Below are 18,697 nucleotides of genomic sequence, written 5' to 3' on the forward strand. Positions count from 1 at the left end.
TCCGTTCACCTCCGGGCTGCCTGCATGGTTTCCAGCCGGTGCACCGGCTGGACGTCGTGCGGGTCGCGGATCTGGAAGGGCGCGACCCGGGCCAGATCGCCCTCGGCGGCGTGCAGGAGGAACATCCCCTCCTGGGAGGCCTTGAGGGCCGGCGCCATGTGCCAGTGGATGTCCCGGCTGTTGGAGTACAGCACCTCGAGCGGGCCCTCGGACACGTCCCCGCGCACCACATGGGTCACGTTGAGGTGTGCGAGCCACCAGTCGGGGTCGTGCTCCGTCACCGGCGTGTCGGCGGTGTGCTCCGCGCCGAGCTGTTCGAGGGCGACCACGACGCCGACCACGACCGCGGCCACCTCCTCGGCGTGGGACACCAGCTTTTTGTTCTGCTGGGTGCGCTCCAGACCGGAGAGCGGCATCGGCTCGCCGGTCGTCGCCGCGCGTTCGACGTGCTGCTGCACCTCGTCGGCGGGCAGTCGGCCGATCTCCTGTACGACGAGTCCCTCGCCGTACACCGCGCTGCCGGTGAAGAACGCGTCCGTCTCGCCGACGGCCGGCGGGTCCCGGTCGTCGGGCAGCCGTACGGTGACCTCGCTGCCGGCGAGCCGTGCGAAGGCGGCCTTGGCGTGCAGCACCTGGGACACCCGGACCACGGCCGTACGCTCGTCGGCCGGGACACTGGCGACCCGGCTCTCGCCGAGGCGGGTGACCGTCCCCACGAAACTCAGATCGCTCTTCTTGAAGAGTTCGGTGAGCGTGTCAGGCATGGCAGCCTCCTTACACCTCAGCCGCTACCGCGGGGAGTGCGCGGTGACCGGGTGGGTGCGGCGCCACTCGATCCGCGCACCGAGGACGCTCACCACGGTGACCAGGGCCGTGACGGCGACGACCAGCCACTCTGCCGCTCCGTCGCCCGCGTCGGGGTCGACGGCGAAGACCGTCTCGATCCACTGCGGCCAGGCGAGCGTGATCAGGAGGAGCAGCCCCGACAGGGCGCCGAGACCGGCCTCCAGCCAGAACCGGGTACGGAAGGCCATGACAGGCCTCCCTTCATAGGGGGAATCTTCATGTACGGGGCATATGTACGAGGCACATATACCTCGTACACAGTGTCCGTTTCTGGCGATGGCCGGGTCAAGGCCAAAGCGAATGCGCTGCGTAACAATATGCGGTCCCGGATCCCGGCGGGCCGGGCCGCCGAATGCCCGGAAAGCCGGAATCGAAGGCCTGTTCCCCTGATCGGTTCCGACCGGGTCGCATCGATCCCTTTCGGATTCAACTGCCTTGTCCTGGCCGGGTTATCGGTCCTCCGTGCGAGGCTTCATACCAGAGCGGGACCATCCGTGGGGGACTTTGTCAACTGCCCACCGCACATGAGGCCGAGGCGACTACTGTCAGTCGCCGAATGGCAGCCCGACGGACCAGTACGAGGACGCAGATGTCTCACCTCCGAGCACCGGCCACCCGCGCCGACCGCCGCGACGGCGGCCGGCACGGTCGGCCGGTCGCCCGACCCGCCCCCGCACTGCCCGAGACGCACATACGGCCCCAGCTCATGCGGTTCGCCGTGCTGCCACCGCTCGCGGTTGCGCTCAGCGCCACCGCCGCCGTGCTGTTCAGCATCCGCTCCACCGGCGCGCGCACCGGCCCCATGCTCTGGGCCGTGCTCTCCGGAGCCGTCACCGTGACCGTCGCCGGCATCCTGATCGCCGCCGTGGCCGCCGACCGCGCCGCCCGCACGGTCGCCGACCGCGTCGCCGCGCTCCGCCGCACCGCCGCACGCGGCGAGGCCGAGCTGCACGCCCTGGTCGACGCCCTGCGCCAGGGGGAGACCCCGCCCCCGCCTCCGCAGCGCCGCCGGCCGCCCGCGGACGCCGACGACTTCGAGCTGCTCGCCGCCGACCTGGCCCGCGCGTACGACGGCGCCGTCACCGCCGTCGTCCGCGCCGCCCAGCTCTCCAGCCAGACCGGCAGCGAGCAGAAGCTGGAGGTCTTCGTCAACCTCGCGCGGCGGCTTCAGTCCCTCGTGCACCGGGAGATCTCGATCCTCGACGACCTCGAGAACGAGATCGAGGACCCCGACCTGCTCAAGGGCCTGTTCCACGTCGACCACCTGGCCACCCGCATCCGGCGGCACGCCGAGAACCTCGCCGTGCTCGGCGGCGCCGTCTCCCGGCGCCAGTGGAGCAACCCGGTGAACATGACCGAGGTCCTGCGCTCCGCCATCGCCGAGGTCGAGCAGTACTCCAGGGTCAAGCTGGTGCCGCCGATCGACGGCGAACTGCGCGGGCACGCCGTCGCCGACGTCATCCATCTGCTCGCCGAACTCATCGAGAACGCCACGGTGTTCTCCGCCCCGCAGACCCAGGTGCTGCTCCGCGCCAACCTCGTCACCTCCGGGCTCGCCGTGGAGGTCGAGGACCGCGGCCTCGGCATGCCCGTCGGCGAGCAGGACAAGATGAACGCCCTGCTCGCCGACCCCGACCAGGTCAACGTCGCCAGCCTGCTGTCCGACGGCCGCATCGGCCTGTACGTCGTCTCCCAGCTCGCCCGCCGGCACGGCATCAACGTGCGTCTCCAGACCAACATCTACGGCGGGGTGCAGGCGGTCCTCGTCGTGCCCCAGGTGCTGTTGGGCTCGGCGCCCGGCGCGCCGGCGGCAGCCGGGGCCACCGCCGGGGAGACTCCGCGGGAGCAGGGCGCCGCGGGCGCCGGAGCAGGGCAGCGGCCGGAGGCGGCCGCCCCGGCCCCGGCCGTGCCCCCGGCCGGGGCGGGCCCGGCGCCGGGCACGGGCACCGGGCGGCACCGGCACGCCCAGCCGGAGCCCGCACAGTACAGCGGGGCCGGAAGCGGTGCGGAGACCGGCCGGAGCGAGGAGGACGCCCACGGCGGCGGTGGCCCCGCCCCGCTTCCGGTGCGCGGCGCCCGTCCGGAGCGGCCCACGCCCGCCGAGGCCGTGCCCGGCGTCAGCGCCCAGCACCGGCCGATCGTCGAGGCGCGCGCGGGCCTGCCGCCCACCCCGCGCACCGGCCCGGTCCGCGGCACCATGGGCAAGCCCCAACTGCCGCGCCGCCGCGCCCAGGAGCACATCGTGCCCCAGCTGCGTGGCGGCCCCGCACCCCGCCAGGACACCGACACCGTCGCCGGCCACGATCCCGGGCTGATGGCCGCGTTCCAGCGCGGCATCACCCTCGCCGAGGCCCAGCAGCACATGGAACCGGCACACGGCGGCATGGAACCGGCGCCGGGCGAGTCGCCGTACGACACGTCCGGATACCTGGCGACCCCGCCCACCGCGCCGGTCCGCGGAGAACTGCCCCGCCGCGAACCGATGCACCGCGAGCCGCGCGCCATGGGTTCCGCGCACACCGGTTCCGCCTCCATGGATGCCGCGCACATGGGGTCCGCCGCTATGGATGCCGCCCACATGGGGTCCGCCCCCATGGGGCCCGGGCACACCGCTTCCCCCTACATGGGCTCCGCCCCCATGGAGCCCACCTCCATGGCCGGCTTCGCCCACCCCGACACGACCCGTCGCCCTTCCGGTCCGGAGCACCCCGCTCCGGCGCCCATACCCCCGGCGCACCCCCATGCGCCCCATGGCGACGGCACCCGTGAGACCGGCCGGTCCGCCGGGAGCGCCCCGGCCGGCTGACCGCACCCGCGACGGCACCCGTACGCACCCGCACCCCCCATCCCAGCGCTCCCGCTGACCTTCGTACCTTCAAGGAGTCGATCCCCCATGCCGAGCGATGCGCCGACCGCCCCCCACGCATCCGACCTCGACTGGCTGCTGAGCGGCCTCGTACAGCGCGTCCCGCACACCACCAGTGCGGTGCTCCTGTCCTGCGACGGACTGGTGAAGTCCGTGCACGGCCTCGACCTCGACAGCGCCGACCACATGGCGGCCCTCGCCTCCGGCCTCTACTCGCTCGGCCGCAGCGCGGGCGTCCGGTTCGGCGACGGCGGGGACGTCCGCCAGGTCGTCGTCGAGCTGGACGCGACGCTGCTGTTCGTCACCACCGCCGGGTCCGGCACCTGTCTCGCCGTGCTGGCCGGCCGCGAGGCCGACGCGGCCGTCCTCGGCTACGAGATGGCGATGCTGGTCAAGAGCGTCCGCCCCTACCTGGTCACCGCCCCCCGGCAGCATGCCGCCGAACCCACGGCGACGAGGCCTTGAGCGTGGCCGCGGCGGCCGGCGACGGGCCGTGGCTGGACGACGCGGCCGGGCGGCTGGTGCGGCCGTTCACGGTCAGCAACGGCCGCACCGAGCCCAGCATCGCCCTCGACCTGATGTCGCAGGTGATGGCCACCGGCGTTACCCCGCTCGGCTACCTCGGCCCGGAACACGCGCAGGCACTCGACCTGTGCCGCGCGCCCGTCTCGGTCGCCGAGGTCGCCGCCCAGCTGAAACTGCCCGCGGTGGTCACCAAGGTGATCCTCGCGGACCTGGTCGACTGCGGGGCGCTGACCACCAAGCCGCCCGCCTACCACCACACTCCCACTGACCGGTCTCTGCTGGAGGCAGTGCTCGATGGACTACGACGACAGCTCTGACCCGTTCCCCACCGCGCTCAAGATCCTTGTCGCGGGCGGGTTCGGGGTCGGGAAAACCACCTTCGTGGGCGCGGTGAGCGAGATCGCGCCGCTCAGCACGGAGGAGCTGCTCACCACGGTCAGCGTCGGCACGGACAGTCTCGAGGGCGTCGAGAACAAGATGGAGACCACGGTCGCCATGGACTTCGGCCGGATCACGCTCGACCGGGACCATGTGCTGTACCTGTTCGGCACACCCGGACAGGAGCGGTTCTGGTTCATGTGGGACGAGCTGTCCGAGGGCGCGCTCGGCGCGGTGATCCTCGCCGACACCCGCCGGTTGCAGGACTGCTTCGCCGCCGTCGACTTCTTCGAGGAGCGCGGGCTCGCCTTCATCATCGCCGTCAACGAGTTCGACGGCGGCCACCGCTACGACCCCGAGGAGGTGCGCGCGGCCATCGACCTCGACCCGGAGATCCCGGTGGTCCGCTGCGACGCGCGCATCTCCAGCTCCGGCGTGCAGACCCTGCTCACCCTCGTACGCCATCTGCTCGCCCACACCCCCGCGCCCAGCCAGCGCACCCCCATGTGATGCCACCACACGGCCCACGGAGTCCACACCCACGGAGTCCCCATATGCGATACGCCCACAGCGACGGAGCCCGGCCATGAGCTACGAGCCACCCCGGCCGGTCCGGGGGCTGCTGCTCACCCCCGAGGACAAACAGGCCCCCGCCCGCGTCCACCGGCTGCGCCGGCTCGGCCTGGCGGACCGCCCCGACCCGGCGCTCGACGCCTTCGCCGACCATCTCACCCGGATCACCGGCGCGCCCTACGCCATGGTCAACTTCGTCGGGGAGCACCACCAGTTCTTCGCCGGCCTGTCCGTCCCGGCCGCCGCCCCGGTCGTCCGGGACGACGGCAGCAGGCCCGAGCTGGGCCGGGTCCTGCCGCGCGACCATGGCTTCTGCCCCCATGTGGTGGTCCGCCACAGAGCGCTGGTCCTGGACGACGTCCGCGACTACCCCCGGTTCGCCGGGAACCCGGTCGTCGACGAGTACGGCATCCGCTCCTATCTGGGCGCCCCGCTCATCGACAGCTCCGGCATGGCGCTCGGCACGGTGTGCGTGCAGGACGTGGCGTCCCGGAGCTGGGGGCGGTCCGGGCTGGAAACCATCAAGGCGTTCGCCGCCGATCTCGTCGTACGCCTGGAACTCGGTGCCGGGGACGGCCTGCCCGGCTGAGCTGCCGGGGGCCGGCCGGGCGTGAAGGAAAGCTGAGGCGGCGGTTAAGAAAAGCTCGATGGACCCCGGCTCGCGCATACGGCAGATTGCAGGGTGATTCCACCCCTCTGACCCGGTGCGGGCTTCTTCGGTATGCCCGCGGCCGGGACCTCACCCACAGGAGCCGTACGCGTGAAGGCGCTGGTCAAGCAGAAGGCGGAGCCGGGACTCTGGCTGATGGACGTCCCGGACCCCGTGGTCGGCCCGGGTGATGTACTGATCAAGGTCATGCGGACCGGTATCTGCGGTACCGATCTGCACATCCGGGCCTGGGACGGCTGGGCGCAGCAGTCGATCCGGACGCCGCTCGTGGTGGGGCACGAGTTCGTCGGACAGGTGGTCGAGGTCGGCCGGGACGTGAGCGACATCCGCATCGGCGACCGGGTCAGCGGCGAGGGCCACCTGGTGTGCGGCAAGTGCCGCAACTGCCTGGCCGGCCGCCGGCACCTGTGCCGGGCCACCGTCGGCCTCGGTGTCGGCCGGGACGGCGCGTTCGCCGAGTACGTCACCCTGCCCGCGTCCAACGTGTGGGTCCACCGGGTGCCCGTCGACCTCGATGTGGCCGCGATCTTCGACCCGTTCGGCAACGCCGTGCACACCGCGCTGTCCTTCCCGCTGGTCGGCGAGGACGTCCTGATCACGGGTGCCGGCCCGATCGGCCTGATGGCCGCCGCCGTGGCCCGGCACGCCGGCGCCCGCAACGTCGTCATCACCGACGTCAGCGAGGAGCGCCTGGCCCTGGCGCGCAAGATCGGGGTCAACCTCGCCCTGAACGTCGCCGAGACCACGATCGCCGACGGGCAGCGGCAGCTGGGCCTGCGCGAGGGCTTCGACATCGGCCTGGAGATGTCCGGCCGCGCCGAGGCCATGCGGGACATGATCGCCAACATGACGCACGGCGGCCGGATCGCCATGCTCGGCCTGCCCGCGCAGGAGTTCCCGGTCGACTGGGCCCGGGTCGTCACCTCGATGATCACCATCAAGGGCATCTACGGCCGTGAGATGTTCGAGACCTGGTACGCGATGTCGGTGCTGCTGGAGGGCGGTCTCGACCTGGCCCCCGTGATCACCGGCCGGTACGACTACCGCGACTTCGAGGCGGCCTTCGCCGACGCCGCGAGCGGCACCGGCGGCAAGATCATCCTCGACTGGACCGCGTAAGCCGCGGATCGCGCACCCCCTCACCCCCGTCAGCACTTTCAGGAGTCCCCATGTTCGAGACCGTCCGCGACGACCTGCGTGCCACCCTCGACGAGATCCGCGCCGCCGGACTGCACAAGCCCGAGCGGGTCATCGGCACCCCGCAGTCCGCGACCGTCAACGTCACCGCCGGCGGCCGCCCCGGCGCGGTGCTGAACTTCTGCGCCAACAACTACCTGGGCCTGGCCGACCACCCCGCCGTGGTCGCCGCCGCCCACCAGGCCCTGGACCGCTGGGGCTACGGCATGGCCTCCGTCCGCTTCATCTGCGGCACCCAGGAGGTGCACAAGGAGCTGGAAGGCCGGCTCTCCGCCTTCCTCGGCCAGGAGGACACGATCCTCTACTCCTCCTGCTTCGACGCCAACGGCGGTGTCTTCGAGACCCTGCTCGGCGAGGAGGACGCGGTGATCTCCGACGCCCTCAACCACGCCTCCATCATCGACGGCATCCGCCTGTCGAAGGCCCGCCGCTACCGCTACGCCAACCGCGACATGGCCGACCTGGAGGCGAAGCTGAAGGAGGCGACCGAGGGCGGCGCCCGGCGCAAGCTGATCGTCACCGACGGCGTCTTCTCCATGGACGGTTATGTGGCGCCGCTGGAGGAGATCTGCGACCTCGCCGACCGCCACGGCGCGATGGTCATGGTCGACGACTCGCACGCCGTCGGCTTCGTCGGCCCCACCGGCCGCGGCACGCCCGAGCTGCACGGCGTCATGGACCGCGTCGACATCATCACCGGCACCCTCGGCAAGGCCCTCGGCGGCGCCTCCGGCGGCTATGTCGCCGCCCGCGCCGAGATCGTCGCCCTGCTGCGCCAGCGCTCGCGTCCCTACCTGTTCTCCAACACCCTCGCCCCGGTGATCGCGGCGGCCTCGCTCAAGGTCCTCGACCTGCTGGAGTCCGCCGACGACCTGCGGACCCGGCTCGCCGAGAACACCGCGCTGTTCCGCCGCCGGATGGCCGAGGAGGGCTTCGACATCCTCCCCGGCGACCACGCCATCGCGCCCGTCATGATCGGTGACGCGGCGAAGGCGGCCCGGATGGCCGAGCTGCTGCTGGAGCGCGGCGTCTATGTGATCGGCTTCTCCTACCCGGTCGTCCCGCAGGGCCAGGCCCGCATCCGGGTCCAGCTGTCCGCCGCGCACTCCACGGACGACGTCGACCGCGCGGTCGACGCCTTCGTCGCGGCCCGCGCCGAGCTGGAGTCCTGACCGGCCCGGATCTGCTGGGATAATTGACGGCATGATCGAGGCACGGCGGCTCCACATCCTCCGTGCGGTGGCCGACCACCGCACGGTCACCGCGGCAGCCGCCGCCCTCTACCTCACCCCCTCCGCCGTCTCCCAGCAGCTGACGGCCCTGGAGCAGGAGACCGGCCACCGGCTGGTCGAGCGCGGCGCCAAGGGCGTACGGCTCACTCCGGCCGGCGAGATCCTGCTCAGCCACACCAACGCGGTCCTCGCCCAGCTGGAGCGCGCCGAGGCCGAGCTGGCCGCCTACGGCTCGGGCGAGGCGGGTACGGTCACCGTGGCGGCCTTCGCGACCGGCATCGCGCAGGTCGTGGCCCCGGCGGTGGCCCGGCTCGCCCGCACCGCCCCGGGCATCGGCATCCGCGTCCAGGACGCCGAGGGCGACGCCAGCCTGCCCATGGTGCTGGACCGGCAGGTCGATGTGGCGGTCGCCGTCGAGTACCGCGGCGCCCCGCCCGCCGACGACCCCCGGCTGACCCATGTCCCGCTCTACGCCGAGCCCTTCGACGCCGTCGTCTCCCTCGGCCACCGCCTCGCCGACGTCGTCGAGGTGCCCCTCGCCGAGCTGGCCAAGGACCCCTGGATCAGCCCCTACCCCGGCAACCCCTGCCATGACGTGGTCGTCCTGGCCTGCGAGAGCGCCGGTTTCCAGCCCCGCCTGGAGCACTCCTCGGACGACTTCCGCGCCGTCGTCGCCCTCGCCGCCGCCGACGCGGGCGTGGCCCTCGTACCGCGTTCCGCGCTGCGCGGCATGGACCTGAGGGACGTGGCCGTACGCCCCGTCGACGGGGTGGCCCCGACCCGCCGGGTCTTCGCCGCCGTACGGCGCGGAGCGGAGGGACATCCGCTGATCCGCCCGGTGCTGGAGGCGCTGGGGGAGGCGGCACAGGCGTGAAGGTGCCGCGCTGAACGCGCCGAGGCCGGACCCACCCCCGCCGTGACCGAGCCGGCGCTGCCCCTGCCTGCGGCCACCGGCGGGGTGACTGTCAGTGGCAGGGGCTACGGTGCGTGGCATGCCGGATGCAGAAGACGTACGCCGTATCGCCTTGTCCCTGCCGGACACCACGGAGAAGGTCGCCTGGAGCATGCCCACGTTCCGGGTGGCCGGGAAGATGTTCGCGACCCTGCCGGAGGACGAGACCTCCCTCGCGGTGCGTTGTCCGAAGGACGAGCGCGACGAACTGGTGCTGGCCGAACCGGAGAAGTTCTGGATCGCGGCCCATGAGGCCCAGTTCGCCTGGGTGCGGGCGAGACTCGCGGCGCTGGAGGACGAGGACGAGCTGCGGGACATCCTCGCCGACTCCTGGCGCCAGGCGGCTCCGCCCCGACTCCTGGAGGCCTACCCGGAGTTGGGGCTGCTGCCGGGCGAGTGAGCGGTGCCGGGAGGGCGGTTCACACGCCCGCGGCCACCCGCCCCGCGCTCAGGAACCGGCCGATCCGCTGCCGCAGGCCGCTCGCGTCCAGCCCGTGCGCGGTGACATGTTCCTCGATGGTTCCGTAGCGGCGCAGCTCGCGGCGGCCGACACCCAGGCCCAGCACCCGGTGCGGCACGTCCGCGAGCGCCTCGCTCACCGCGGCCGTGGAGGTGCCCGCGAGGTACGGCTCGACCAGGACGACATCGGTGCCCGCGCCCTGTGTCGCCCGGCGCAGACCGGCCGCGTCGAAGGGCCGTACGGTCGTCGCGTACAGCACGGTCGTGTCCAGCCCCTCGGTGGCCGCCAGGACGGCGTCCAGCATCGGGCCGACGGCGACGACCACACCGGAGCGGCCCTCGCGGACGGTCAGGAACCCCTGGCCGTCGACCGCCCGGCCCCGCTGGTTGGCCTGCAAGGACAGTCGCACGTACACCTTGTCGTCGCCCGCGGCGACGGCGTGCCGCAGCAGGGTCTCGGCCTCGTCGGGGTGGCCGGGCACATGCACGGTCCAGCCGTCCAGGGTGTCCAGCAGCGCCACGTCGCCCGGAGCCATATGGGTGAAGCCGCCGGCCGGCCAGTCGAAGGAGGCGGCCGCGCTCACCAGCACCGCCCCGGTGTCCTGGTGGCCCAGGTCCAGCTTGACCTGCTCGAACGGCCGCTCCACGAGAAAGCTGGCGAAGGTGTGCACGACCGGCCGCAGCCCGGTGAGCGCCAGCCCGGCCGCCGCCCCGACCAGGAGCTGTTCGCGGATGCCGACATTGATCACCCGGTCCGGATGGCGGGCCATGGCGTCGCGGAAGGCGTCCTTGCCGATCTCGGCGAGGACCACGGCGACACGCGGGTCCTCGTCCAGCATCCGGGAGACGACGGGAGCGAAGCGGTCACGCATGGTGTCCATGGAAAGGTGTCCTTCTTTCTGGCTTTCTGGGCAGGAAGTGCGGGTCAGGCGTTCTTCGGTTCGACGCGGGCCACCACGGCGTGCGGCCGGCCGGGGTGCGGTGCCGTGAAGGCGGCGTACAGCGCCTCGTGGTCGCGTCCGTCGACGTTCACCGCCGACCAGCCCGCGGCCTCGAACCGGGCGGCGATCCCGCCCGGCAGCGCATGGCTGGCCGAGGAGTTGTCGATCACCACCGTGTGCAGCCGCTCCAGGGCGGCCGGCCCGGCGAACGCGATCGCCTCGTGATTGCTGCCCTCGTCCAGTTCGGCGTCGCCGATCAGCGTCCAGACGGCCGGGTCGTGCCGCCCCTGGGCGCGCAGCCCCAGTGCGGTGCCCACGGCGATCGGCAGGCCGTGGCCGAGCGACCCGCTGCCGATCTCGGCGCCGGGCACCAGCACCCGGTCCGGGTGGTGGCCCAGCGGGGAGTCGTACGACCCGAACCCGGGCAGCCAGTCCACCGGCAGGAACCCCTTCGCGGCCAGCACCGCGTAGTACGCCATGGGCCCGTGTCCCTTGCTCAGCAGAAACCGGTCGCGGTCCGGATCGTCCCGCCGCTCGGGACTCACCCGGAGCACCCGGTCGTAGAGCACCCACAGCACGTCGAGCGTGGAGGTGGCCGCCGGGCCGTGCTTCTCGTCGCCGGTCATCATGCTCATCAGCCCGGCCAGGTCGTCGAAGCCGTAGCGGCGGTCGGCGGAGCCGTGGGCGCGGTGTTCGTTCGCGGTGATCGTCATGACCCACAGCCTGCAACCTCAACCAAAGTCGAGGTCAACCACGGAAAGGGAGGAGCGAGCACCGAGTCGAGTGCGGTATTGTTTCTCTGCGCGTTGCGACCGGGGAAACCCCAGGTCAGACGGCATCGGGACGTGGCGCAGCTTGGTAGCGCACTTGACTGGGGGTCAAGGGGTCGCAGGTTCAAATCCTGTCGTCCCGACAGATGATGTCGGACATGTCCGCGGCTGAGGGGCTCTCTTCTGAGGGCCCCTCACGCATGTGCACACACCCGTGCCCCCGGCCGCCGACATCGGCCAGGGACACGGGTGGCTCGGTGGGGTCAGCGGGCGGTCAGCCGCCACAGGTGGTCGGCCGTGCCGTTGTCGGACCACTGGAGGACCTGGGCGCCCGGTGACGTGCTCATCCCGTCCACGCCCAGCAGCAGACCGCTGTTGTAGTTGGCGATCTTGTAATAGCCGTCGCGGGCCGGGATCACCTGCCAGAGGTGGTCGGCGGTGCCGTTGTCACCCCAGACCAGGGCGGTGCCACCGTCGCCGGTGCCCATGTCCCGGATGCCCAGCAGCAGCCCGCTCCTCTGGTTGACGATGCGGTACAGGCCGGAGCCGGCGGCCACCAGCGTCCAGTTCTGGTCGGTGCCGGTGGTGGCCGTGGCCTGGACCACCGAGGTGCCCTGAGCGGTGCCCCCGTTCAGGGTGTCCAGGGCGAGCCCGCTGTTCCGGTTGGTGATCTGGTAGCGCCCGGCCAGCGAGGTGGAGGTGCCGCTCGGGGTGACGACCAGGTGGTAGCCGTCGGAGGCGTTCATGGTCACCGGCACCGTGACCGAGCCGTTCGACACCGGGTAGTCGGCGTCGGAGACGGTGATCGGGCCGGGCGAGGCGGTCGTACGGCCCGTGCTGGGGGTGTACTCCAGCCTGACGTGGACCGTGCTGCCGAAGGCGGACAGCGAGGACAGGCCGCGCACGGTGACCGCGCAGGAGCCGGTGCAGCCGCCGGTGACGACGCTGAGCTGGTTGCCCGGGCCGTTCAGGGAGGCGATGCCGTCGATGCCCGTCTGCGCCGGGGGAGTGGTGACCAGCATGTTCCCCGACATGTCGCCGTACCACCGGTACATCCAGTACGAGCCGTTGGGTGAGCCGCCGGTGTCGGTGAGGGTGTCGCCGAGGGTGCCGTAGTGGTTCCAGAAGGCCAGCTCGGCGTCGTGCACCCCGGCCCGCTCGAACTTGGCGACATAGCCGATCAGGGCGCCGGGGACCCCCACCTCGTCGGGCTTGGCGTACTCCTCGACGGCGATCGGCCGCGGGCTGATGCCGAGGCTCGACTCCAGTGCGCGGTAGGCGGCGACATGCGCGGCGATGTCGTTGCTGCCTTGCAGCTCGTGCCAGGAGACGATGTCCGGGACGGTGCCGCTCGCCTTGGCGTCGGTGAGGAAGGTGCTCATCGCGGACTGGTTCCAGGTGGAGTAACTCGGGCCCTGCACCGGGGTCCTGGCGTCCTTGGCGCGGACCTCCCGGAAGGTGCGGGCCCATCCCGCGTCGAACGCGCCGGCGTGGGCGGTGTCCCAGGTCCAGTCGGGCTCGTTCCACAGCTCGTAGGCGGCGATGTTCGTGGCGCCGGAGGACTGCACGGACGCCACCTGCTTGTCCACCGCTGTAAGCCAGTCGCTCCAGCTCACCCATTTGTAGGGGAAGTTCGGATACCAGTCGGGCATCCGTACGACCACCTTCGCGCCGGCGCGGGCCGCCTTCGGCGCCACGGTCAGAGCGTCGCCGGCGGGCTTCGGCTCGCCGTTGGGGAGCTGGGAGCCGCCCGGCGCCATCTGCACGAAGGTGTTGGGCTTGAGCGCGCCGACAAGACCGTCGGCGGGCGTGCTGTCGTCGGCGAGGCCGTACAGGCTGCCGGTGGCGACATGGGTGACCGGGCGGAGGGTCCGGTTCGCGTCGACCACCAGGGTGGTGGCGGAGCTGGGGGCCGCCTGGGCCGGGGCCCCGGTGGCCAGGGCGGCGGTGGCGGCCAGGGCACACACGCCCAGGAGGGGGATGAGGGGTCTGGTGCGGCTCATGGGGGAACTCCTCGACGGAGGGGATGAGAGGGATGCGGGCGGTCAGTCCTTGACCGCGCCCGCGGTCACGCCCGCGGCCACATAGCGCTGGGCGAGGACCAGCAGGACCGCCGCGGGAACGGAGGCGACCACGGCGGTCGCCATGATCGCGTTCCACTCCTGGTTGTTGTTGCCGATGTACTTGTAGATCCCGAGGGTGATGGGCCGCAGCTCGCCGCCGCCGTCCAGGGTGGTGGCGAAGACGAAGTCGGACCAGGCCCACAGGAAGCTGAAGAGGGAGACCGTGACGAGCGCGTTCCGGCTCACCGGCAGCACGATCGACCAGAAGGTGCGGAAGGTGCCCGCGCCGTCGATCCGGGAGGCGGCGATCAGCTCGCCGGGGATGCCCGACATGAACGCCGTGAAGATCATGACGCCGAACGGCACGGCGATGGTGGAGTCGGCGACGATCAGACCCCACCAGGAGTTCAGCAGGCCGAGATCGAGGAAGATGCCGTAGAAGCCCATCGCCATGACGATGCCGGGGATCATCTGGGCGATCAGCAGGACCAGGCCGATCGCCCCGCCGCCGCGCGGGCGCAGTCGCGCCAGCGAGTAGCCGGCCGGCGCGGCGATCAGCAGGGTGAGGGCGACCGTGCCGAGGCCGATGAGCAGACTGGTGCCGAGATAGGGCAACTGGTCGTCCAGCACCGCCTGGTAGCCCGCGAAGGTCGGGTGCAGCGGCAGCAGGTCGGGCGGGCTCTTGCGCATGTCCTGCTGCGGGGTGAGGGACACGTTCAGCATCCAGTACACCGGGAACAGCATCAGCGCGGTGAGCAGGAGGCCGACGGCAGTGTGACGCCAGGACTTCACGCTTCCTGCCTCCTCTGGACGCGGATGTACAGCAGGCCGAAGACGAGGGCGATGAGGATGAGCAGGTTGCCGACGGCGGCCCCCGGCCCGAACTTCGGCAGCAGCGAGCCGAAGCCGAGCTGGTACGACCAGGTGGCCAGGGTGGCGGAGGAGTCACCCGGACCCCCCTTGGTCATGATCCAGATCAGGTCGAACACCTTGAGGGTGTAGACGAGGCCGAGGAGCAGGGTGATCGCCGACACCGGCCGCAGCAGCGGGAAGGTGATCCGGCGGAAGGTCTGCCAGGCGCTCGCCCCGTCCAGCGCCGCCGCCTCGTACAGCTCGGCCGGGACGTTCTGGAGCCCGCTGTAGAGGATGACCAGGTTGAACGGGATGCCGATCCAGATGTTCGCGATGATCACCGAGGCCAGCGCCCAGTGCGGCGAGGTGAGCCAGTCGACGGGAGCCACTCCGAGCAGGTGCAGCAGGTAGTTCACCACGCCCGACTCGCTGTTGAACATCCACGACCAGGTCGACGCCGACACGATCAGCGGCAGCAGCCAGGGCACCAGGAACAGCGCCCGCAGCACCGCCGAGAGCCGGAAGTGCCGGTTGAAGAAGACCGCGAGGGCGAGCCCGGCGGCGTACTGGAAGGCGATGGACACGAAGGTGAAGACCATCGTGTGCCGCAGCGCCGGAGCGAACGCCGGGTCGCTCAGCACCGTGTGGAAGTTGTCCCAGCCGGAGAAGGGCGCGTCGCCGGCCACGAAGGAGCGGACGGTGTAGTCCCGCAGGCTCAGATCGAGGTTGCGGTAGAGGGGATAGAGGTAGAAGGCGGCGAGATAGGCGATCAGCGGGGCGACGAACGCGAGGGCGGCGAGCCGGCTGCGGCGCCGCTGTCCGCGCCGCACCGGCAGCGGGCCGGGCCCGCCCGTCCCCGCTGCCGCCGCCCGCCGGGACCGCTCGGCAGGGGCGATGGTCATGGGTCCGGATCCTCAGTTCTTCCGCGCGCTCGCCTGGGCCGTGTCCAGGGCCGCCTTCGGGCTGCTGCCGCCGGACAGCGCGTTCTGCACGGCGGTCCACATCGGCTGCGAGATCTGCGGGTACCTGGTGCCGAGGCCGCCGCTGGTACGGCCGCGCGCCGCGGCGACCGCGGCCACCCAGGGCTTCAGCGCCGGGTTCTGCCTGACCTGCGCGGCCTGGACCGAGGCCGTCGGGGCCACGTACATCAGTGTGCTGTCCGTGGGCAGCAGACTGCTGTCGCTGGTCAGACACTCGACGATCTTCTTGCTGACGCCGTAGCGCGCCGAGTCCTTCTGCACGGGCACGGTGACGAACTCTCCGCCCGTCGGCACCGGCGCCGGACCGCCGTTGCGCGCCGGGATGCTGAGGACGCCGTAGGGGAACCCGGCCTTGCCCGCGTTGCCGAGCTGCCAGGTGCCGTTCTCGCCGAACGCGTAGGCGCCGGTGGCGAACTCCTGCCAGCTGGTGGTCTGGGTGTTCTGGAGGACGTCCTTGGGGGCGTATCCCGCGTCCACCCACTGCTTCCACAGCGACAGGGCGGCGACACCCTGGTCCGAGTCGAGCCGGGTCAGATCGCCGCCCGCGCCCCAGAACCAGGGCAGGAACTGGAAGCTGCCCTCCTCGGTGTTGATCGCGGAGAAGGTGATGCCCTTCTTCCCGGCCGCCTTGACCTTCTTCAGGGCGGCGGTCAGGGAGTCCCAGTCCTTGACCGAGGAGGGGTCGACACCCGCGGCGGACAGGACCCTCTTGTTGTAGTAGAGGGCGAGGGTGTTGGCGCCGATCGGCACCCCGTAGGAGGCGTGGCCGATGGTGCCCGCGCCGATGACGTTCTTCTGGAACGACGCGGTGTCCAGGCCGAGATCGCTGGTCTTGTTGAGGATCCCCGCCTCCACCAGCGTGGAGACGACCGGGTTGTCGACCAGCATCACATCCGGCGCGTTGCCCTGCTGGGCGGCCAGCAGCGCCTTGTTGCCCAGGTCGGTGGTGTCGTACGCGGTGCGCTTCACCGTCACCCCGGCCTTGGTGCCGCACGAGGAGACCAGCTTGCCCCAGGCCGAGGAGGCGTCGAACTGGGGGTAGGGGTCCCAGAAGGTGTACGTCCCCCCGGCTCCGCCCGAGGCGGAGCCCGAGGAGCCGGAACCACCGCCGCAGGCGGCGAGGGAGGCGAGCGCGCCGACAACGGCGACCGCGCGGAGCAGGGTACGACGGGTGGGTATCACGGGGCGACCTCGTTGTCGTGGAGGAGGGGCGGGGGAGGGCTCAGGAGGTGGGCAGCCAGACGCGCATCGCGCCGTCCCGGCGGTTGGCCCAGGCGTAGTAGGGGACGGCAGTCAGCTCGACGGGCTCGCCGTCCTGCCCGGCCGTGTCGCCGGCGGTGGTGTACGGCCACCAGCCCGCGTCCGGGATGCTGCGCCGCCGCCCGGCCGCGGTCACCGTGGTGACCCCGCCCAGCAGGTCCGGGCGGTGCCGGGCGGCGAGCGGGCGGGCCGGGTCCAGGACGATGGCGTCCAGGCCGCCGCCCGGATGGTCGACCTGCTCCAGGCAGTACACGAGCGGCCCGCGTTCGATCGCCACACAGCCGCGTACGGCGTCCACGCGCGGGTCGGCCGCGGTCAGCCGGGGTTCCAGGTCCAGCTCCAGCACGACCCGGTCGCCGGGCGCCCAGTGCCGCTCCAGTCGCAGCCAGCCGTCGGTCACCGGCGAGTCGTACGTCTCCTCCCCGCACCGCACCCGGAACTCCCGGCACCACTCGGGGATGCGCAGCGAGAGGGTCCAGGGACCGTCGGACCGGGTCTCCTCGACGGTGAGCGCGATCGTCCCGTGCCACGGGTAGTCGGTCTCGGCGCGTACGGCGACACCGGCGCCGGTATAGCGTCCGGTGACGTACTGGTGGATCTGGAGGCCGCCGTCGTCGCTGGTGGCGAGGTAGTGCTCCAGGCCGGCCAGCAGCCGCATCACGTTGGGCGGGCAGCAGGCGCAGCGGAACCACCGGGTGCGCCGGGCGGACTGGTCGCCGCCGGTGTCGGTGTGGCCGTCGCGGACCTGGAGCGGGTTGACGTACAGCCAGCGCTCGCCGTCCAGCGACACCCCGGCCAGGAAGCCGTTGAACAGGGTGCGTTCGATCAGGTCGGAGTAGCGGGTCTCGCCGGTGAGCAGGGCCATCCGCCAGCTCCACTGCACGGAGGCGATGGCGGCGCAGGTCTCGCAGTAGGCGCGCTCGTTGGGGAGTTCGTAGGGGTCGCCGAAGTCCTCCTCGTCGTGGTGCGCGCCGAGGCCGCCGGTGACATGGGTCTTGGTGGTGGTCATGGCGTGCCACAACCGCTCGGCGGCGGCGCGGAGTTCGGCCTCCCCGGTCTCGGTGGCGAGGTCGGCGGCGGCGGCCAGCAGATACAGCTGCCGTACGGCGTGACCCTCCACGGTGGCCGCCTCGCGCACCGGCACCCGGTCCTGGCAGTAGGCCTCACCGCCGAGCAGCCCGTGGCCGTGCCGGTCGACGAAGTAGCCGGCCAGGTCCAGATAGCGGCGCTCGCCGGTCTCCCGGTACAGCTCGACCAGCGCGGTCTCGATCTCCGGGTGGCCGTCGATGCCGTCGATGGGCTTGCCGCTGCCGGGCGGGCCGAAGACGGAGTCGACATGGTCGGCGAACCTGCGGGCGACATCGAGGAGTTCGGTCCTGCCGGTGGCCCGGTGGTGGGCGACGGCGGCCTGGATGAGGTGGCCCGCGCAGTACAGCTCGTGCCCCCACCGCAGGTCCTGGTACCGCTCGCCGCCCTTGACCAGCTGGAACCAGGTGTTGAGGTAGCCGTCGGGCTGCTGGGCGGCGGCGACCAGCGCGGTGATCTCCTCGACCTGTGCCTCCAGGTCCTGGTCCGGACCCTGGGCGAGCTGCCAGGACGCCGCTTCCAGCCACTTGTAGACGTCCGTGTCGACGAAGGGGTACGCGCCCTGGAACTCGCCCTCGGCGGTGCCGGCCGCGAGCCGCAGGTTGTGCAGGTTGCCCGCGGACTCCAGCAGCCCGGGACCCTGCGGGATGGAGGTGCGGGCGTTGACCTCGCGCCGGGCGTGCCAGAAGCCCGCGGTGACAGCGGCCGTGGCCGGACGCAGCGCGGCACGGGCGTCCGGACCGAGGCGGACCGGACCGACGCGGACCGGTCCGGCGGAACCGGGGGAGGCGGGGGAGGCGGCGGAAGCGGCGGAGCCGGGAGAGGCGGCGGAGCCGGGGGAGGCGGACGGGGCGGGGCTGGTGCGGGGCATGACTCTCCGGGGGAAGGGGGCCGGGACGACCGGCGGCCGGGCAAGGAGTGAGCAAGCCGTTGAGCAATCGTTTTCCTGCCCGAGAAGTAGAGGGGACCCGGGACCCGGGGTCAAGAGGTGTGGCAAGGGCTTTCTCATCTTTTCCGGGGACTGGCACCCGGCTGCCGCGCCTGCCA

At 72.0% G+C, this 18,697-nt stretch carries 18 protein-coding genes and 1 tRNA gene; 10 read left to right on the forward strand and 9 right to left on the reverse strand.

Annotated features, from left to right (window positions below; all coding sequences use genetic code 11):
* Positions 1-5: 5 nt before the first annotated feature.
* Positions 6-764, reverse strand: coding sequence for a hypothetical protein (locus tag ACZ5CZ_RS24135; RefSeq protein WP_468945845.1), 759 nt, complete (start codon positions 762-764; stop codon positions 6-8).
* Positions 765-788: 24 nt separating this feature from the next.
* The gene (locus ACZ5CZ_RS24140; protein ID WP_385845802.1) at positions 789-1,034 is read right to left on the reverse strand and encodes an ABC transporter permease; all 246 of its coding nucleotides are present in this window, start codon (positions 1,032-1,034) and stop codon (positions 789-791) included.
* Positions 1,035-1,435: 401 nt separating this feature from the next.
* Between ACZ5CZ_RS24140 and ACZ5CZ_RS24145 the strand changes: the two genes are divergently transcribed.
* From ACZ5CZ_RS24145 to ACZ5CZ_RS24185, 9 genes are all read left to right on the forward strand, one after another.
* A complete protein-coding gene (locus ACZ5CZ_RS24145) occupies positions 1,436-3,652 on the forward strand; it encodes a sensor histidine kinase (RefSeq protein ID WP_468945848.1) in 2,217 nt (738 codons plus the stop codon).
* A gap of 87 nt (positions 3,653-3,739) precedes the next feature.
* Complete coding sequence (locus ACZ5CZ_RS24150; protein WP_385845801.1) at positions 3,740-4,177, forward strand: roadblock/LC7 domain-containing protein; 438 nt, start codon at positions 3,740-3,742, stop codon at positions 4,175-4,177.
* A gap of 2 nt (positions 4,178-4,179) precedes the next feature.
* Positions 4,180-4,554, forward strand: coding sequence for a DUF742 domain-containing protein (locus ACZ5CZ_RS24155; protein WP_385845872.1), 375 nt, complete (start codon positions 4,180-4,182; stop codon positions 4,552-4,554).
* Positions 4,532-5,125 (forward strand): GTP-binding protein, encoded by a 594-nt coding sequence (locus ACZ5CZ_RS24160; protein WP_450784175.1) that lies wholly within the window; start codon positions 4,532-4,534, stop codon positions 5,123-5,125. The genes ACZ5CZ_RS24155 and ACZ5CZ_RS24160 overlap by 23 nt, the downstream gene beginning before the upstream one ends.
* 76 nt (positions 5,126-5,201) lie before the next feature.
* A complete protein-coding gene (locus ACZ5CZ_RS24165; protein WP_385845798.1) occupies positions 5,202-5,777 on the forward strand; it encodes a GAF domain-containing protein in 576 nt (191 codons plus the stop codon).
* A 171-nt stretch (positions 5,778-5,948) separates the two neighbouring features.
* The gene (gene tdh, locus ACZ5CZ_RS24170) at positions 5,949-6,977 is read left to right on the forward strand and encodes an L-threonine 3-dehydrogenase (protein WP_468945852.1); all 1,029 of its coding nucleotides are present in this window, start codon (positions 5,949-5,951) and stop codon (positions 6,975-6,977) included.
* A 50-nt stretch (positions 6,978-7,027) separates the two neighbouring features.
* Complete coding sequence (locus ACZ5CZ_RS24175; RefSeq protein ID WP_468945855.1) at positions 7,028-8,227, forward strand: glycine C-acetyltransferase; 1,200 nt, start codon at positions 7,028-7,030, stop codon at positions 8,225-8,227.
* Between the two features lie 31 nt (positions 8,228-8,258).
* A complete protein-coding gene (locus tag ACZ5CZ_RS24180; RefSeq protein ID WP_385845794.1) occupies positions 8,259-9,161 on the forward strand; it encodes a LysR family transcriptional regulator in 903 nt (300 codons plus the stop codon).
* 118 nt (positions 9,162-9,279) lie between these two features.
* Complete coding sequence (locus tag ACZ5CZ_RS24185) at positions 9,280-9,639, forward strand: MmcQ/YjbR family DNA-binding protein (RefSeq protein WP_385845792.1); 360 nt, start codon at positions 9,280-9,282, stop codon at positions 9,637-9,639.
* A gap of 19 nt (positions 9,640-9,658) precedes the next feature.
* On the opposite strand, the gene ACZ5CZ_RS24190 is transcribed toward ACZ5CZ_RS24185, so the two are convergent.
* The gene (locus ACZ5CZ_RS24190) at positions 9,659-10,579 is read right to left on the reverse strand and encodes a transketolase family protein (RefSeq protein WP_385845791.1); all 921 of its coding nucleotides are present in this window, start codon (positions 10,577-10,579) and stop codon (positions 9,659-9,661) included.
* A 44-nt stretch (positions 10,580-10,623) separates the two neighbouring features.
* Positions 10,624-11,352, reverse strand: coding sequence for a transketolase (locus tag ACZ5CZ_RS24195; RefSeq protein WP_468945858.1), 729 nt, complete (start codon positions 11,350-11,352; stop codon positions 10,624-10,626).
* Positions 11,353-11,478: 126 nt separating this feature from the next.
* Here ACZ5CZ_RS24195 and ACZ5CZ_RS24200 point away from each other — a divergent pair.
* Positions 11,479-11,552, forward strand: a tRNA-Pro gene (locus ACZ5CZ_RS24200).
* Positions 11,553-11,672: 120 nt separating this feature from the next.
* Here ACZ5CZ_RS24200 and ACZ5CZ_RS24205 read toward each other — a convergent pair.
* Genes ACZ5CZ_RS24205 through ACZ5CZ_RS24225 form a run of 5 tightly spaced genes read right to left on the reverse strand, consistent with a single transcriptional unit; the run spans position 11,673 to position 18,521 of the window.
* Complete coding sequence (locus ACZ5CZ_RS24205; protein WP_468945861.1) at positions 11,673-13,412, reverse strand: RICIN domain-containing protein; 1,740 nt, start codon at positions 13,410-13,412, stop codon at positions 11,673-11,675.
* A 42-nt stretch (positions 13,413-13,454) separates the two neighbouring features.
* Positions 13,455-14,216 (reverse strand): carbohydrate ABC transporter permease, encoded by a 762-nt coding sequence (locus tag ACZ5CZ_RS24210; protein ID WP_468946013.1) that lies wholly within the window; start codon positions 14,214-14,216, stop codon positions 13,455-13,457.
* A 44-nt stretch (positions 14,217-14,260) separates the two neighbouring features.
* Positions 14,261-15,226, reverse strand: a complete 966-nt coding sequence (locus tag ACZ5CZ_RS24215; protein WP_468945863.1) for a carbohydrate ABC transporter permease — start codon at positions 15,224-15,226, stop codon at positions 14,261-14,263.
* A gap of 12 nt (positions 15,227-15,238) precedes the next feature.
* The gene (locus ACZ5CZ_RS24220; protein WP_468945866.1) at positions 15,239-16,486 is read right to left on the reverse strand and encodes a sugar ABC transporter substrate-binding protein; all 1,248 of its coding nucleotides are present in this window, start codon (positions 16,484-16,486) and stop codon (positions 15,239-15,241) included.
* 40 nt (positions 16,487-16,526) lie between these two features.
* A complete protein-coding gene (locus tag ACZ5CZ_RS24225; RefSeq protein WP_468945869.1) occupies positions 16,527-18,521 on the reverse strand; it encodes a glycoside hydrolase family 127 protein in 1,995 nt (664 codons plus the stop codon).
* Between the last annotated feature and the right edge of the window lie 176 nt (positions 18,522-18,697).

It is taken from the genome of Streptomyces sp. NPDC031418, from assembly GCF_055581605.1.

Excerpts from the sequence above, each read along its gene's own strand:
- ACZ5CZ_RS24190 (WP_385845791.1), bottom strand. The coding sequence starts at position 10,579 with ATGGACACCATGCGTGACCGCTTCGCTCCCGTCGTCTCCCGGATGCTG.
- ACZ5CZ_RS24215 (WP_468945863.1), bottom strand. The coding sequence starts at position 15,226 with ATGACCATCGCCCCTGCCGAGCGGTCCCGGCGGGCGGCGGCAGCGGGG.
- ACZ5CZ_RS24225 (WP_468945869.1), bottom strand. The coding sequence starts at position 18,521 with ATGCCCCGCACCAGCCCCGCCCCGTCCGCCTCCCCCGGCTCCGCCGCC.
- ACZ5CZ_RS24175 (WP_468945855.1), top strand. The coding sequence starts at position 7,028 with ATGTTCGAGACCGTCCGCGACGACCTGCGTGCCACCCTCGACGAGATC.
- ACZ5CZ_RS24150 (WP_385845801.1), top strand. The coding sequence starts at position 3,740 with ATGCCGAGCGATGCGCCGACCGCCCCCCACGCATCCGACCTCGACTGG.
- ACZ5CZ_RS24145 (WP_468945848.1), top strand. The coding sequence starts at position 1,436 with ATGTCTCACCTCCGAGCACCGGCCACCCGCGCCGACCGCCGCGACGGC.
- ACZ5CZ_RS24185 (WP_385845792.1), top strand. The coding sequence starts at position 9,280 with ATGCCGGATGCAGAAGACGTACGCCGTATCGCCTTGTCCCTGCCGGAC.
- ACZ5CZ_RS24135 (WP_468945845.1), bottom strand. The coding sequence starts at position 764 with ATGCCTGACACGCTCACCGAACTCTTCAAGAAGAGCGATCTGAGTTTC.
- ACZ5CZ_RS24160 (WP_450784175.1), top strand. The coding sequence starts at position 4,532 with ATGGACTACGACGACAGCTCTGACCCGTTCCCCACCGCGCTCAAGATC.
- ACZ5CZ_RS24205 (WP_468945861.1), bottom strand. The coding sequence starts at position 13,412 with ATGAGCCGCACCAGACCCCTCATCCCCCTCCTGGGCGTGTGTGCCCTG.
- ACZ5CZ_RS24180 (WP_385845794.1), top strand. The coding sequence starts at position 8,259 with ATGATCGAGGCACGGCGGCTCCACATCCTCCGTGCGGTGGCCGACCAC.
- ACZ5CZ_RS24195 (WP_468945858.1), bottom strand. The coding sequence starts at position 11,352 with ATGACGATCACCGCGAACGAACACCGCGCCCACGGCTCCGCCGACCGC.
- ACZ5CZ_RS24165 (WP_385845798.1), top strand. The coding sequence starts at position 5,202 with ATGAGCTACGAGCCACCCCGGCCGGTCCGGGGGCTGCTGCTCACCCCC.
- ACZ5CZ_RS24210 (WP_468946013.1), bottom strand. The coding sequence starts at position 14,216 with ATGCTGTTCCCGGTGTACTGGATGCTGAACGTGTCCCTCACCCCGCAG.
- ACZ5CZ_RS24140 (WP_385845802.1), bottom strand. The coding sequence starts at position 1,034 with ATGGCCTTCCGTACCCGGTTCTGGCTGGAGGCCGGTCTCGGCGCCCTG.